Raw genomic sequence first — 15,270 nt, forward strand, 5'->3', positions numbered from 1 at the left:
AACTCCATGGAGTAGTTGGCTCGCGGTTTTTTGGGCTCTGTCATAGATAGTGTCCACTTAAAATAGGTGGACACCATCCTTAATCATCCCTGTCGAAATCGAAAGACGTCCTATATGGGGCGCTTACGCCGATGTGGTGATTTCACAACCGTTCTGGCCTGCGTATCTCACCGCTGATTGCCGACTGCGTGGCCCGCAGCTACGATGTCGAAGGCATGCACTTTGGCACGTTGGGCGCCGGGCGTATTGGCCAGGCGGTTCTGCGCCGCCTTAAACCCTTCGCAATGCCGCTACACTATTATGATCCCCACCGCCTGCCCGTCGCATTAGAGAAAGAACTCGGCCTGACTTACCATGACTCGCCCGGATCCTTGGTCAGGGTTTGCGACGTCGTCAACCTGCAGACGCCGCTCTATCCTGCAACGCAGGGTTTCGTCAACGACGCGTTTCTGGCGCAATTCAAGCGCGGCGCCTATCTCATTAATACCGCGCGCGGCGCACTGTGCGATCGCGACGCCATCAGCCGGGCATTAAGCTCGGGGCAACTGGCGGGCTACGGCGGCGATGTCTGGTTTCCCCAGCCGGCACCGGGTGATCACCCTTGGCGCACGATGCCGCACCATGGCATGACGCCGCATATTGCCGGTTCTTCTTTATCGGCGCAGGCGCGATACGCAGCGGGAACGTTAGAGATTCTGCAAAACTTTTTTGACGGTACGCCAATCCGCAAGGAATATTTGATTGTCGACGGTGGCGGTCTGGCTGGCATAGGCGCAAACAGCTACAAGCTAGAGTAGCGCCTGATTATTGCCCTCAAAACAGACGATAGCGGCGGCTTTTAGCCGCCGTGATTTTATCGCCCACACGCTGTGTCACTTTTACCCTCACCCGCCCGCAAGGTTGCTCGCGATGATCGACCGTCCTGCACTCGCACCCAGCGCGCCGCATTTTACCCTGGACCGGCGGCAGGAGCGCTCAGCGATCTTCGAGCGTAAGGCCCCGGCCCCTAGTGCGTCGCAGGAATGTTCTTTGACGTCGCGCTATTTCCCCGACGTCTTTCACCCTCAGCCGTTCCCCCCTGGCGCACACGCCTGTGGCGGGTAAAGATCAAAACGGTGGTTTTTGGTGCTAATCGCCGCCTGCGCCGCCACACCCGCCAGCGGCGGCGCATAATCGGGCCTTTTCACCACCACCCGACGCAGCGCCAGCGCCCGTGCGGGTGCCAGTAGCCCGTCAGCATCCTCATCGGCCCCCACCAGCAATTGAAACAGCCGCATCTCCTTTTTCACCAGCGCGCTTTTTTGCCGGTGCGGGAACATCGGATCGAGATACACCACATCCGGCGCAGGGTGCAACTGCGCCAGCGCGCTCAGGCTGGAGCCGTGATGCAGCGTCAGACGCGGCGCAAGCCACGGCCTCAACTCAGGGTCGGCATAGGCGCGGCGCAGGCCATCCTCCAACAGCGCCGCCACGACCGGATGACGCTCAAACATTCGCACCCGGCAGCCCAAACAGGCGAGCACAAAAGCATCGCGCCCCAGTCCGGCGGTGGCGTCCACCACGTCCGGCAACCATTGGCCTTTGATGCCCACCGCCTTGGCTACCGCCTCACCGCGCCCGCCGCCGTAGAGGCGCCGATGCGCCATGGCGCCAGTGACGAAATCCACGGCGACAGCGCCCAATTTGGGCTCGTCCCGTTTATGCAATTCCAACCGTTCGGAGGTCATGACCAGCGCCAAGGCGGCCTGAGGATCGCTTATCAACCCCCAGCGCGCGGCCAGCGCCTGCAAAGATTGGGGGTCGATACCGTCCTCGCTGCTCAAAAAGACCGTGCTCAAGCCCCTATTCCCGAATACCGTAATGGCGCAGCATGGCGTCCAACTGCGGCTCGCGGCCGCGGAAACGGGCAAAAAGCACCATCGGCTCTTCGGAGCCGCCGCGGGAAAGGATGGTATCGAGGAACGATTCGCCGGTATCCCGGTTGAAGATCCCCTCCTCCTCGAAACGCGACCAGGCATCCGCCGCCAGCACATCCGCCCACAAATAGCTATAATACCCCGCCGCATAACCGCCGGCGAAAATATGGCTGAAGGCGTGGGGGAATCGTCCCCACGGCACGGTCGGTACCACCGCCACCTGTTTTTTCACCTCCGCCAGGGTGTCAAGCACGCGCGCGCCCTGTGCGGGCTGGTATTGGTAATGCATGCGGAAATCAAACAGACCGAACTCCAGTTGGCGCAGAATAAAGAGCGCCGCCTGATAATTTTTCGCTTCCAGCAGCTTGTTCAACAATGCTTCGGGCAGCGGCTCGCCGGTTTCATAATGGCCAGAAATAAACGCCAGCGCTTCAGGCTGCCAGCAATAATTCTCCATAAACTGGCTCGGCAGCTCCACCGCATCCCAAGGCACGCCGCTGATGCCGGCCACTCCGGGAGTATCAATACGGGTCAGCATATGGTGCAGCCCATGACCAAATTCATGGAACAGCGTGGTCACCTCGTTATGGGTAAACAGCGCCGGTTTGCCGCTTATCGGGCGATTGAAGTTACAGGTGAGATAGGCCACCGGTTTTTGCAGTTCGCCATCGGCCTTGCGCATCATGCCGACACAGTCATCCATCCAGGCGCCGCCGCGTTTATTATCGCGGGCGTACAGATCCAGATAAAAACTGCCGCGCAATTCGCCGTGCTCATCAAACAGATCGAAGAAACGCACGTCGGGATGCCAGGTATCGACATCGGTGCGCTCTTTGGCGGTGATGCCGTAGATACGCTTGACCACCTCGAACAGACCACTAACGACCCGCGGCTCAGGGAAATAGGGCCGCAGTTGCTCATCATTGATTGAGAACAGGTGCTGCTTTTGTTTTTCGCCATAATAAGCGATATCCCACGGATCCAGCGTATCGCGGCCGAACTGGCGTTGCGCGAAGGCGCGCAGCTGCGCCAGCTCCTGTTCGCCCTGGGGCCGTGCGCGCTTGGCTAAATCGGTAAGGAAATCCAGCACCTGTTGCGGATCCTGCGCCATTTTGGTAGCCAGGGATTTATTGGCGTAGCTGTCGAATCCCAGCAGTTGCGCCAGCTCATGGCGCAGCGCCAGGATTTCGTCCATGACGGGGCCGTTATCCCATTTGCCGGCATCCGGCCCCTGATCGGAGGCGCGGGTGTTATAGGCACGGTAAAGCTCTTCACGCAGCGCGGCGTTATCGCAATAGGTGAGCACCGGCAAATAGCTGGGGATATCGAGCGTCAGCAACCAGCCTTCCTGCTCGCGGGCCTGCGCCTGGGCGTGGGCGGCGGCAAGCGCGCTTTCGGGCATGCCGGCCAACGCCTGTTCATCGGTTATCAACTTGCTCCAGCCCATGGTGGCGTCCAGCACGTTATTGCTGTAGGCCGATCCCAGCTCCGACAGCCGGGCGACGATCTCGCCGTAGCGCTGCTGTTTTTCCGCCGGCAAGCCAATACCGGACAATTCAAAATCGCGCAGCGCATTATCCACCGCTTTTTTCTGCGCCACGCTCAGTTGCACGTAGTGTTGGCTGTCGCGCAGATTACGATAGGCTTGATACAAACCGTTATGCTGCCCTACCCAGGTGCTGTATTCAGACAGCAGCGGCAGGCTTTGTTCGTAGGCTTCGCGCAGTTCCTGACTGTTCTTCACCGCATTTAAATGGCCCACCGGCGACCAAATCCGGCTCAAACGGTCATCCGCATCCGCCAGCGGCTGGCAGAGATTCTCCCAGGTGAACGGGCCGGGCTGCGCCACGACCTCTTCAACGGTGTGGCGGCAGTGCTCAAGCGCGGCTTTCACCGCCGGCACGACGTGCTCAGGACGAAGAGCGGCAAAAGGGGGCAAGGAAAACGAGGTCAGTAACGGATTAGTCATAGTGCAGTCCTGATGTTCGTGAAAGCCAATAGGATTAACATGAGGCTAACTATAGCGAAAATCAATGGCGAGCGAAGGGTAACGGCCGCCGTGCGACGCGACCGTTCAATTTCCCTCCGCTTAAGCGGCCTGAGAGGTGATGCGCTGACGATATTCGGCAATCGGCTCTGGATTAGCGATTAATTGCTTGATCTGGTGCAGGTAAATGTTCAGTAATAAGGTGTTGAATAGTTATTATTTACAGTTAATCACTCACCACCTATTTCTGAGGACGGGTATCATCATGCTAACTGCCTTTAACCGAATGCTGGATAAGCCGGATCTGGGGAAATTGCTGCTGCGGTTTACCTTTGGCGCCATGATGTTGTTTCACGGCATCCATAAACTGCTGTTCGGCATCGATGGCATCATCGGGATGGTTCAGGCCCATGGAATGCCCGCTATCGTTGCTTATGGGGTGTTCTTGGGTGAAATCATTGTACCGCTGATGTTTATTTTCGGCATTCTGGTGCGGCCGGCGGCGCTGATTTTTTCCTTCACCATGCTGTTTGCCTGGCTGATTACCGAACCCGGCATCATTTTCACCCTGACGAACGTGGGCGCCTGGGGACTGGAGAATATCGCCGTCTATCTTTTTGCCGGGCTAGCCATCGCGCTGCTGGGCTGTGGCCGCTATAGCGTGATGAGCAATCCCGCCTGGCGCTAGGGTGCTGCCACCCGGCATCAGGGACGCGGCACGCGGGCCGCTACAGAGCGGCGATGAGGGGATACGTTAGCGCCGAAGCCGATGAGGGGCAACCGGCCGCGGTTAGCCGGCGTGAAGCCTTACCGGCGACGGCGCAAAAAAATTAAGCGATAGCCGCAACGCCGGCGAGATCCGCCGCGCGGGGCAATTGATGGCGGCGAACCGGTAACGGTCATGCCACCTAAACCGGATGCAGCGCACCCATCGCGTGGAAATACTGCTCACCCCGGTCACGCTCGGCGTCGCTGCCGGCATCGGCGAACAACGTGATGACGCACTGCGCCGGGGTCATCTCTTGCGCCAGCTGATAGGCGCTGCGCCAGTTGGCCGCGGCGGACGCGCCAATACGAACACCGGTCAAACGATGAAACTCATACATCGCGCTCAACGATGCCTGCCAACTGACCTCCTTGAACGGGACATGCTCCAGCCCCACATGGGCGAGAAAGGGTTGCCGGAAACCAAAACCCATCCCGCCCGCGCCGCCGAATTTATCGCGATCATTGGGGGGATCATAGGTACCAAACGGCAATTCGCTAGGCGTCGTGCCGAGCACCCTCAGCGCCGGATTGTCCCTAACCAGAGCGGCATAAACGCCGCTTAAGGTACCACCGGTCCCCACCGCCGCCACCCAGCCATCCGCTTTCTCAGCCGTCAGTTGACGGCGGATTTCCTGGCCGGTCTGGTATTGGTGAACCGCCACATTCACCAAATTCAGATGCTGTGACAGCAGTGTCCAGCCGGGATCGCGCAAGCCTATCGCCTGGGCGAGGCTGATAAGTCCCAGCAGAAAAAAACGGCTTTCCACGGTGCTGAGCTCCGCGCCGGCGTCGCGCAGAAAATCCACCAGCGCCGGCGGCGAACTATCGGGGATAATCAAATGTATCGGAATACCGCACAACTGGCCCAGTTTCGCCAGGGCTTTGCCCATATTACCGCCGGAAGCGTCCAACAGTTTCAGCGGTGCGCGGCTAAAATCATGTTGATTGATAGCTTCACAGAACATGCCGAACGCCGCGCGATCTTTCACCGAGCCGAACGGATTGACAAACTCGAACTTCGCCAAAATACGGCCGCCCCCCGGCGGGCCGGGCACCGGTTGCAAGGGGGTATTGCCCAACGCCTGATAGAAGGAGGTTAACGCGGGGAACAGGTTGAGCGCACGCGTGGGATCAGGCGCACCATTAAGGGAATTGAACAATGCAAAATTCATGTGCTTTCCTTGGCTTTTGAGCTGGGCGAAAGTGACTGAACCATTCTTGTTATGTGTACTGACAATTTATCAGTTGGCCCGGGAGGGTCAATGCCTGTAAAATTAATGACTTATTACTTTCCTGCCGCCGATTTCCCTGCCCCGGCGGCCGGAAAAAACCGGTTTGGAGGCCGCGCGTATGTTTGAACTTTTCAAAGCCATCGGCTTGGGTCTGATGGTGCTGCTGCCGTTAGTGAATCCACTCACCACCGTGGCGCTGTTCCTCAGCCTCAGTAAAAACATGACCGCGGCGGAACGAAACCAGCAGGCCCGGCTGGCGTCGGTCTATGTCTTCGCCATTATGATGGTCGCCTTCTATGCCGGCACGTTGGTGATGAATACCTTCGGTATTTCCATACCGGGGCTGCGTATCGCGGGCGGGCTTATCGTCTCCTTTATCGGATTTCGCATGCTGTTTCCCGCGCAGACCGACGACGATTCCGGCATTGCCGAAAGCAAGGCACGCGAGATGCATAAGCATAAATCCACCAACATCGCCTTCGTGCCGCTGGCCATGCCGAGTACGGCGGGGCCAGGCACCATCGCCATGATCATCAGTTGGGTTTCGACCGTTAACGAAGACGTCTATTTTTCCCCCTGGGTCACCGCGCTCGCCCCGGTACTGGTTTTTTTGACCATCAGCGTGGTTGTCTGGATAGCGCTGCGCAGTTCAGGCGCCATTATGCATGTGGTCGGCGCCAGCGGTATTGAAGCGATTTCACGGCTGATGGGGTTTCTGCTGGTGTGTATGGGCGTCCAGTTCGTTATCAATGGCGTGCTGGAGATCATCGCCGACTACCACGCCTGATACCGTCGGGGGCGCCCCTATCCTGGCCCGGCGCCGCTTAGCCATCAGACCGGCAGCGGCCTGATATCCTTTGTTTCGCCTGCGCCATCAGCCAGTAGAACAGGCAGCCCGCCAGCAATGCATTCAGTGATGGGATCCCCAGTTGGCAGGTAAGGCCCACCGTACTGCCGCCCAGCCAGGCCGCCATGGCCGGCCAGCCGATGGTCGGCGTCGCCGCCGCATCGGGCAGAGCGTGGCGTGCGCGGGTCGCATCAAGCAGCACGCGATGGGTGCGCAGCACGTAGTAATCCACCAGCATGACGCCGGCGATGGGCGGGAACAGCACGCCCAGCAAAATGAGAAAGTCGATAAAATGGGAAATAATACCCATCACCGATAGTGCGGTGCCGGTCAGTCCCAGAATCAGCGTCAGCCAGCGGTAGCGCCATTTGCGATGGGTTAACGCATCCAGCGCCGAAGCCATGCCTAGGCTGGCGGAGTACAGATTGACGTCGTTTACTTTTATAGCGGAGAGGATCACCGTAACCAGACCGATCCCGCCGGCGCTGTGGGTCATGATAGAAACCACGTCCGCCGTCCCAAGTGCGTGGGCGACAATAACGGACAGACAATTTATGATTATTTCACCCACAATAATAGAAGAAGTCACCATAAATAATACGTGATTTTTATTTTTACAATAGCGGCAAATATCGGGAGAAATCAGCGCGCCGACAATATATCCGCCGGCCACCATGGTCGCCCCCTGACTTAACGACATCGCCGGCCCATTCGGCTGTCCATCCAGAAAATTAAGTACTTGTGGACCGCTGACGATATCATAAAGAATATACAACACCACCAAGAAAAATAACGGCACTGATATTTTCGCCGTCCAGCTGAGTGCGGAAAACCCGTACAGCACTAAGAGTGTGATACTTAATCCAGATAAAATGGCGGCAGCGGTAAAATTGAGTGTTCCTTGTGATACATGCAGTAATCCGTCCGCCAACACGGAATTCTGCACGCCAAACCAGCCTATCAGGCTTAAGGCGATAAATACGCCGATGAGGCACGAGCCGATACGGCCAAATCCGCACCAGCGGGCCAGCAGGCTGGTAGATAACCCCTCTCTCATTCCGACCAGTCCCATGCCCAGACTCACCATTTCCAACAACAAACTGCCAAGTACCGTCGCCAGCATGGCCTGTCCAAAACTCATACTGTGGCCGAGCGTCGCGCCAACCATAAATTGCGATAAGGACGTCATCACGCCCATTCGCACTAACGTGGCATTTAACAGACTCGCCCGGGCCGTTACCGGCACCCGGTTATAGGCATGGTCATTATTATTCGTCTCTGCTCCCTGCATAATACTTCTCCCTGTTATTTATTATCGCGTCATTTCCTGGCGCGGATGAGGCTTTCATGCACTGAATAATATGAATATAGAATGATTTAAATCTGAAGCGACCACATGAATATAATGAAACACATTAATGAGCATTTCAATACCTGACGTATTTTCAGCTTAACGCACTGCTGAATTATTTATTTCAAAATAGATAATGCTTAATTCAGTTACCACCCCTGTCACCGGCGGCGCCGTTAAAACCCGAGGAGATGGGCACATCACGCCACCGGGCCGCAGACGCCAAGCGCCACCGAATTGACATGCTGGCGCTTGGCGATGCGCGCCATTCGCCACGCCGGGCATTGGGCAACCGCCGCCGATATCGGTTTCCGGCGCTACCGCAGCCGCCTCGCTGAATGGCCGATTCACGGTTACCGGAAAGTGGATGTAGACTATCACTGTGCCGCCCGTTTGGGGATAATAATGGCGGTAACCGGTGGCATAGTCCTTACAACGCCTTAAAATGCGCCCTTTCACCGCTCTTCATTCTGCCCGCAGGATGTTGCGCTCATCTTGCACGCGGCGATTGCCGAGGGCGAAACATCATCCACAGTGAATAATAATCGAAAACAAAGGCACGAATCAGCACCCTTGGCGGCCTCAGCGTTGCGGCGGCGGGAGGGATTTAACCCATTGCGTCCGCATCCTGATATAATCCTCCGTCTGAGATATTGTTCATATGCTTTTCTTTGCTCAGCGTCAGAGGTGTTGGCCCCGAATAGCTATGCGGGTAACACGAGCGAATCACGGCATCAGCATCCCTAAAATAATTTTTTTATTAAGTAGATATCAAACCTATGCTCAGCTATCGCCACAGCTTCCATGCCGGTAACCACGCCGATGTGCTAAAACATACCGTGCTTAGCCTCATCCTGAACGCGATGAAGGAAAAGGAAAAACCCTTCCTTTATTTGGACAGCCATGCCGGCGCGGGTCGTTATCAACTTGCCGGTGAAAAGGCCGAGCGCACCGGCGAATTCCTGGAAGGCATCGCGCGGATTTGGCAGCGTGACGATGTGCCGGCCCTGCTGTCGCCTTATCTGGATGTCATCCGTCATTTCAACCGCTCCGGGCAGCTACGTTATTATCCCGGTTCGCCCCTATTGGCCCGCCAACTGCTGCGCGACGAGGATAAATTACATTTGACCGAGCTGCACGTCAGTGACTATCCGCTGCTGCGCAGCGAATTCCACAAAGATCCCCGTGCCTCGGTGCTGCGGGCGGACGGCTATCAGCAGCTCAAGTCCCAATTGCCGCCGGCGTCCCGACGCGGCGTGGTGCTGATCGATCCGCCTTATGAAATGAAAACGGATTACCAAGACGTGGTCAGCGCCCTCCAGGAAGGCTATAAGCGATTCGCCACCGGCGTCTATGCGTTGTGGTATCCGGTCGTGCTGCGTCAGCAGGTAAAGCGCACGCTGTCGGCGCTGGAGCGAAGCGGCATCCGGCGAATTCTACAAATTGAGCTGGCGGTCCGTCCCGATAGCGATCGGCGCGGCATGACCGCTTCTGGCATGATTGTCATCAATCCCCCCTGGAAACTGGAACAGCAGATGGAGGCATTGTTGCCCTGGCTGCATCAGACGCTGGTACCCACCGGTCAGGGTCATGCTTTTGTGCGCTGGCTGGTGGCGGAGTAGCGGCGCCCCGCCTATCGTAGGGATTGACGCAATCTTTGCGACAACGGGCGTTTGCACGTTACACTTGTGCCAACGATTTTGCTGAAGGAAACGCCCGAATGACCCGACATTACGATTATCTCGCCATCGGCGGCGGCAGCGGCGGCATTGCGTCAATTAATCGCGCTGCTCAATACGGCCGTAAATGTGCGCTGATTGAAGCCAAATACCTTGGCGGCACCTGTGTCAACGTGGGTTGCGTTCCAAAAAAAGTGATGTGGCACGCCGCGCAAATTGCCGAGGCGGTAAGGCTGTATGCGCCCGATTACGGGTTTAGCACCACCGTTGAAAAATTTGACTGGCGCACCTTGGTCGAGAGCCGCAGCGCCTATATCGATCGCATCCATCAATCCTACGAACGGGTGCTGGGCAATAATCATGTCGATGTCATTCACGGCTTCGCTCGTTTTGTTGATGCGCATACCGTGGAGGTGAACGGCGAGCACATCACCGCCGACCACATATTAATAGCGACCGGCGGCCGTCCCAGTAAAGTGGCTATTCCGGGCGCGGAATATGGCATTGATTCCGATGGCTTCTTCGCGCTGGACGCGATGCCGGAACGCGTCGCGGTAGTGGGCGCCGGTTATATCGCGGTGGAAATCGCGGGCGTGCTCAATGGGCTGGGCGCCGAGACCCATCTGTTTGTTCGCAAACACGCGCCATTGCGCAGCTTTGATCCGCTGATTGTCGAAACGCTGGTCGAGGTCATGCAGGCAGAAGGGCCGGCGCTACATACCAGCTCGGTGCCGCGGTCGGTGGCGAAAAACCCGGACGGCAGCCTGACGCTGACGCTGCAAAATGAACAGCAATTTACCGTTGACGCGTTGATTTGGGCCATTGGCCGCGAGCCGGCCACCGATAATCTCAATCTGGCGGCGGCGGGCGTAAAAACCGACGATACCGGCCACATTCAGGTGGATAAATATCAAAACACCAATGTGTCGGGTATTTACGCCGTTGGCGATAATACCGGCGCGGTTGAGTTAACGCCGGTAGCGGTCGCCGCCGGTCGCAGGCTGTCGGAGCGGTTGTTTAACAATAAGCCGGAAGAGCATCTGGACTATGATCTCATTCCGACGGTGGTCTTTAGCCATCCCCCTATCGGCGCCATTGGTCTGACTGAGCCCGAGGCCCAGGAAAAATACGGTGAAAAAGAGGTCAAAGTCTACAAAACGTCTTTTACTTCCATGTACACCGCGGTCACCCGGCATCGTCAACCGTGCCGTATGAAATTGGTTTGTGTCGGCCCGCAAGAGAAGATCGTTGGTCTGCACGGTATCGGTTTCGGTATGGACGAAATGTTGCAGGGTTTTGCGGTCGCCATCAAGATGGGCGCCACCAAGCAAGATTTTGACAATACCGTGGCTATCCACCCGACCGCAGCGGAAGAGCTGGTGACAATGCGCTAAGCTATCTTTCTTGCCACACGGGCCGGCAATAGCCCCCGTGTGTTCCCTTTCCGTCCCCATTCCCGCTACTCGTTGAACTTACGGCCAAGACGTTGCCGCGATGCCGGCCCCTCCTCGGGATCATTGGCTATAATTATTTCCATTAGGGCTTTTAATGTTGGGCTGACTTCGAGAGGGACTATGGCCGAAAAAAAGACGCATGCCGCGACCGCCCGGGAACCGGAAATTACCACTCCGCTGACCACCCTTCATACCGGCCATGAGTCGATTGATAAGGTTGCCCACCGTTCAGGACGGTTGATCGACAAAATCTGCGCTTATCCGATGGTAGCGCATATGATCCGCGCTGCGGAACGGTTCAGCGATCGTATGGGCAGCCAGTTTGGCGCCGCAATAACCTATTTTTCCTTTCTTTCCTTGATTCCCATTTTGATGGTGTCGTTTGCCGGCGTCGGTTTTTTTCTGGCGTCCAACCCGGATATCCTGACCGATTTGATTAATAAAATTGCCGACAGTATCAGCGAGCAAACGCTGGCGACCACGCTGAAAAATACGGTGCGCACGGCCGTGCAACAGCGCACCACGGTCGGCATCACAGGTTTGCTGGTCGCGCTTTATTCAGGGTTGAATTGGATGGGCAACCTGCGCGAAGCCATTCGCGCCCAACTGCGTGACGAATGGGAGCGCAACCCCCAGGAGCAGGAGAAATTTTACCTGAAATATCTGCGCGATCTGATTTCCCTGATAGGACTGGTAGTGGCGCTGATTGTCACGCTGTCGCTGACGTCAATCTTCGCCGGCGCCCAGGATCAGATTATCAGGGCGTTGGGGCTCGAGAATGTCACCTGGCTGCGGCCGGTAATGGTCGTGACGGGCATGACGCTGTCGATGCTGGCTAACTTCCTATTATTTTTATGGATATTTTGGGTCATACCCCGTCACAAACCGCGTAATAAAGCCATTTTTCGCGGGGCGCTGATGGCGGCGTTTGGTTTCGAGATAATTAAAATCATTATGACCATGACGCTACCGCAGCTGGCCAAATCGCCCTCTGGCGCTGCTTTCGGCTCGGTTATAGGGCTGATGGCGTTCTTCTATTTCTTTGCCCGGCTAACGCTGTTCTGCGCCGCCTGGATAGGTACCGCCGACTACGCCGGAAAAAACACTCACCCTCGGGACGGGGCGGACGCACCATCCGCCCCGTCCGATAACGGTTACAACACCACGGGTGACCGGCACGACGCCATGGGTAATCGGCAAGAGGCCACCGGGCATCGGCACGACACCACGGCTGATCGGCACGACGCCGCCGACAATCGACATGACACCACGGCTGATCGGCACAACGCCGCCGACAATCGGCAAGACGCCGTCGGTCATCGTCACGGCGCCGCCTAAGTCATCGCCCCGGCGGCTGAAGCCACCGCTGGGGTAAAGCCGGCCGCCGCGGGATTAAGATGCGGCGGCGCTAATAGACCTCTCAGCTCGGCCCTGACGCGCCATTCCTCAACGACCGGGGGGCGGGAGGCACGTCATTGTCCTGCAGGATATGTTGGCGAAACCTTGAGCGGCAGCGAAGTATGCCGAATGAATAGCGTTATGGCAGTGTATTTCACCAACTTTTACATATTTATAACCATAAACCAGCATTTATCGCTATGGGGTAATTTTTCTTACGGGTTTTTACAGAAATTAACTCTGTTGTAAACGCTTTCTCCGGCGGCTTTCCCTGCGGGAACATCATGGGAAGGCATAATCTGCTGCCAGAGGGGGGAAATGACTAATTGGTCAAAATTCAGCCATTGAAATGCCTTATTTCTCTGTCTAAGATGCCTATCTTTTCCGTAGTTGACCAATAAGAAACAATTATGCAAGCCTCAGCAGCACCGACTCTGGATTCCGACGCAGCCGCCCCTCCCGTTAATTCCCGGGGTAAAGTGATTGTTGCCTCGTTGATCGGCACCGCCATCGAATTCTTCGATTTCTATATTTATGCCACCGCCGCGGTTATTGTTTTCCCGCATATCTTTTTCCCGCAGGGGGACGCCACCGCCGCCACGCTACAATCCCTGGCCACCTTCGCTATCGCATTTATCGCCCGGCCGATTGGCTCGGCGCTGTTCGGCCATTTTGGCGATCGCGCCGGCCGTAAAGTCACCCTGGTGGCCTCATTGCTCACCATGGGCATCTCCACGGTGGTGATAGGCCTCCTGCCGGGCTATCAGACGATTGGCGTACTGGCGCCGCTGCTGCTGGCGCTGGCCCGTTTCGGCCAGGGCCTGGGCCTCGGGGGAGAATGGGGCGGCGCGGCGCTGCTGGCGACTGAAAACGCACCGGCGCATAAACGCGCCTTATATGGCTCCTTCCCGCAGTTGGGCGCGCCCATCGGTTTCTTCTTCGCCAACGGCATGTTTTTATTGCTTTCCTGGCTGCTGACCGACGAACAGTTTATGAGCTGGGGCTGGCGCGTGCCTTTCCTGCTGTCGGCCGTCCTGGTGCTGATTGGGCTGTATGTGCGCGTTTCGCTGCATGAAACGCCGGTTTTCGCCAAAATCGCCAAGGCGAAGGCCCAGGTGCGCATGCCTATTGGGACGCTGCTTAACCAGCATTTGAAAATGACCATCATCGCGACGTTTATCATGGTGGCCACTTATACCTTATTCTATATTATGACGGTATTCTCCATGACCTACGGTACGGCGCCCCTGCCGCGCGGTCTGGGATTCTCGCGCAACGATTTTCTGCTGATGCTGATGATTGGCGTTATCGGTTTCGGTTTGATGGTCCCCATCGCCGGTCAACTGGCGGATAAATTCGGCCGCCGCTACACCATGATAGCCATTACGGTTTTGATTATAGCGTTTGCGTTGGTGTTCCCGTCGCTGCTGGGGTCGGGGAATGTCTGGCTGGTGATGGCGTTTCTGTTATGCGGCTTTATGGTGATGGGCCTCACGTTCGGCCCCATGGGTGCACTGTTGCCGGAGCTGTTTCCCACCGAAGTTCGCTATACCGGCGCCTCTTTTTCCTATAATGTGGCGTCAATCATCGGCGCATCGGTCGCCCCGTACATTGCCGCCTGGCTTACCGCCAATTACGGACTGTTCTACGTGGGGATTTACCTGGCGACGATGGCCTGCCTGACATTACTGGCGCTGTTGGCGGCGCATGAGACACGGCACCGGGCGCTGTAATTTGCGCGGCTAAGCGGCCGGCCGGTGAAGATAACGGTAATGACGGGCTGTCATCCCAGCGGATGCGGCCCGTTTTTTAATGCGGCGTAAAGAACATGAAGAGGATGACCCATGACGTGGCAACAGATCAAATATGCGCTGCTGCTGGTGATTGTTATTTTGGTTGCGGCGCTTGGCGCCTGGCAATATTATCACACGTCCTCACCGACACATCCCGACGCCCTGTGGGAGATAGTCAGTGAGAAATGCGTGCCCAACCAACTCCAGCGTGGGGATCCGGCGCCGTGCAGTGAGGTCAATACCGCCGCGGGTTATGTGGTATACAAAGATGATTTTGTCGGACCGCTGCAGTTTTTACTGATGCCCACCGATAAAATCAGCGGTATTGAAAGCCCGCGTTTACTCTCCACCTCAACGCCCAATTTCTTTTACCTCGCCTGGCAGGCCAGACATTTTCTATCCGAGAGGCGGGGTAAGCCGATCGGCGACCGTTTTCTGTCGCTGGCGATTAATTCCGCCTATGGCCGGACGCAAAATCAGCTACATATCCATATTTCCTGTCTGCGGCCGGATATCCGCGAGCGGCTGGATAACGATGCCGCCAATATCAGCACCGACTGGCAACCGCTGGCGCAACCGATTCTGGGCCATCGATATTTGGCCAGGCGTATTTCCACGGCGGGCCTGGCGGCGCAAAGCCCCTTTTTGCTGCTGGCGCGTGAGGTACCGGATGCCTCTGAGGAGATGGGCGAATACGGTATGGCGCTGGCGCCGCTACCGGATGGCTCATTGGTGCTTCTGGCCAGCCAGCGCAGTCTGCTGAACCGTAATATCGGATCGGTCGAAGAGATTCAGGATCATAGTTGCGCCATTCTGAACGGCCATTGACCGACCCGGCGGCGGGG

At 57.0% G+C, this 15,270-nt stretch carries 13 protein-coding genes; 9 read left to right on the forward strand and 4 right to left on the reverse strand.

Translation table 11 applies throughout. The annotated features are described in order from the left end of the window. Nucleotides 1-188 precede the first annotated feature (188 nt). Nucleotides 189-797: an NAD(P)-dependent oxidoreductase gene (locus tag CINSTRO3249_RS01520; protein WP_256381626.1), complete on the forward strand. Its 609-nt coding sequence runs from the start codon at nt 189-191 to the stop codon at nt 795-797. 267 nt (nt 798-1,064) lie between these two features. Here CINSTRO3249_RS01520 and rsmJ read toward each other — a convergent pair whose 3' ends face one another. Beyond that, a complete protein-coding gene (gene rsmJ / locus CINSTRO3249_RS01525; RefSeq protein WP_074011884.1) occupies nt 1,065-1,838 on the reverse strand; it encodes a 16S rRNA (guanine(1516)-N(2))-methyltransferase RsmJ in 774 nt (257 codons plus the stop codon). A 4-nt stretch (nt 1,839-1,842) separates the two neighbouring features. Then, complete coding sequence (gene prlC / locus CINSTRO3249_RS01530; protein ID WP_074011885.1) at nt 1,843-3,885, reverse strand: oligopeptidase A; 2,043 nt, start codon at nt 3,883-3,885, stop codon at nt 1,843-1,845. 283 nt (nt 3,886-4,168) lie between these two features. Between prlC and CINSTRO3249_RS01535 the strand changes: the two genes are divergently transcribed. Continuing rightward, on the forward strand, nt 4,169-4,591 hold the full coding sequence (locus CINSTRO3249_RS01535) for a DoxX family protein (protein ID WP_074011896.1): 423 nt from the start codon (nt 4,169-4,171) through the stop codon (nt 4,589-4,591). 220 nt (nt 4,592-4,811) lie between these two features. Here CINSTRO3249_RS01535 and CINSTRO3249_RS01540 read toward each other — a convergent pair whose 3' ends face one another. Next, nucleotides 4,812-5,843, reverse strand: coding sequence for a pyridoxal-phosphate dependent enzyme (locus CINSTRO3249_RS01540; protein WP_074011886.1), 1,032 nt, complete (start codon nt 5,841-5,843; stop codon nt 4,812-4,814). A 178-nt stretch (nt 5,844-6,021) separates the two neighbouring features. Here CINSTRO3249_RS01540 and CINSTRO3249_RS01545 point away from each other — a divergent pair, with 178 nt between their 5' ends. Then, the gene (locus CINSTRO3249_RS01545) at nt 6,022-6,690 is read left to right on the forward strand and encodes a MarC family NAAT transporter (RefSeq protein ID WP_074011897.1); all 669 of its coding nucleotides are present in this window, start codon (nt 6,022-6,024) and stop codon (nt 6,688-6,690) included. A 37-nt stretch (nt 6,691-6,727) separates the two neighbouring features. Here the strand turns inward: CINSTRO3249_RS01545 and CINSTRO3249_RS01550 are convergent, their stop codons facing one another. Further along, nucleotides 6,728-8,041 (reverse strand): purine-cytosine permease family protein, encoded by a 1,314-nt coding sequence (locus CINSTRO3249_RS01550; protein ID WP_074011887.1) that lies wholly within the window; start codon nt 8,039-8,041, stop codon nt 6,728-6,730. Between the two features lie 297 nt (nt 8,042-8,338). On the opposite strand from CINSTRO3249_RS01550, the gene CINSTRO3249_RS17375 reads away from it, so the two are divergent. From CINSTRO3249_RS17375 to CINSTRO3249_RS01575, 6 genes are all read left to right on the forward strand, one after another. Next, nucleotides 8,339-8,545 carry a hypothetical protein gene (locus tag CINSTRO3249_RS17375; RefSeq protein WP_125933092.1) on the forward strand — a complete coding sequence of 69 codons (207 nt, stop codon included), beginning with the start codon at nt 8,339-8,341 and terminating at the stop codon, nt 8,543-8,545. A gap of 335 nt (nt 8,546-8,880) precedes the next feature. Then, nucleotides 8,881-9,723: a 23S rRNA (adenine(2030)-N(6))-methyltransferase RlmJ gene (locus tag CINSTRO3249_RS01555; RefSeq protein ID WP_074011888.1), complete on the forward strand. Its 843-nt coding sequence runs from the start codon at nt 8,881-8,883 to the stop codon at nt 9,721-9,723. Between the two features lie 98 nt (nt 9,724-9,821). Beyond that, a complete protein-coding gene (gene gorA / locus CINSTRO3249_RS01560) occupies nt 9,822-11,174 on the forward strand; it encodes a glutathione-disulfide reductase (protein ID WP_074011889.1) in 1,353 nt (450 codons plus the stop codon). A gap of 180 nt (nt 11,175-11,354) precedes the next feature. Beyond that, nucleotides 11,355-12,572: an inner membrane protein YhjD gene (gene yhjD / locus CINSTRO3249_RS01565; protein ID WP_125933093.1), complete on the forward strand. Its 1,218-nt coding sequence runs from the start codon at nt 11,355-11,357 to the stop codon at nt 12,570-12,572. A gap of 470 nt (nt 12,573-13,042) precedes the next feature. Further along, nucleotides 13,043-14,365: an MFS transporter gene (locus CINSTRO3249_RS01570; protein WP_074011890.1), complete on the forward strand. Its 1,323-nt coding sequence runs from the start codon at nt 13,043-13,045 to the stop codon at nt 14,363-14,365. A gap of 111 nt (nt 14,366-14,476) precedes the next feature. Beyond that, complete coding sequence (locus CINSTRO3249_RS01575; protein WP_074011891.1) at nt 14,477-15,253, forward strand: CDP-diacylglycerol diphosphatase; 777 nt, start codon at nt 14,477-14,479, stop codon at nt 15,251-15,253. Nucleotides 15,254-15,270: the final 17 nt, after the last annotated feature.

Source organism: Candidatus Sodalis sp. SoCistrobi (genome assembly GCF_900143145.1).
Classification (GTDB): Bacteria; Pseudomonadota; Gammaproteobacteria; order Enterobacterales; family Enterobacteriaceae; genus SoCistrobi.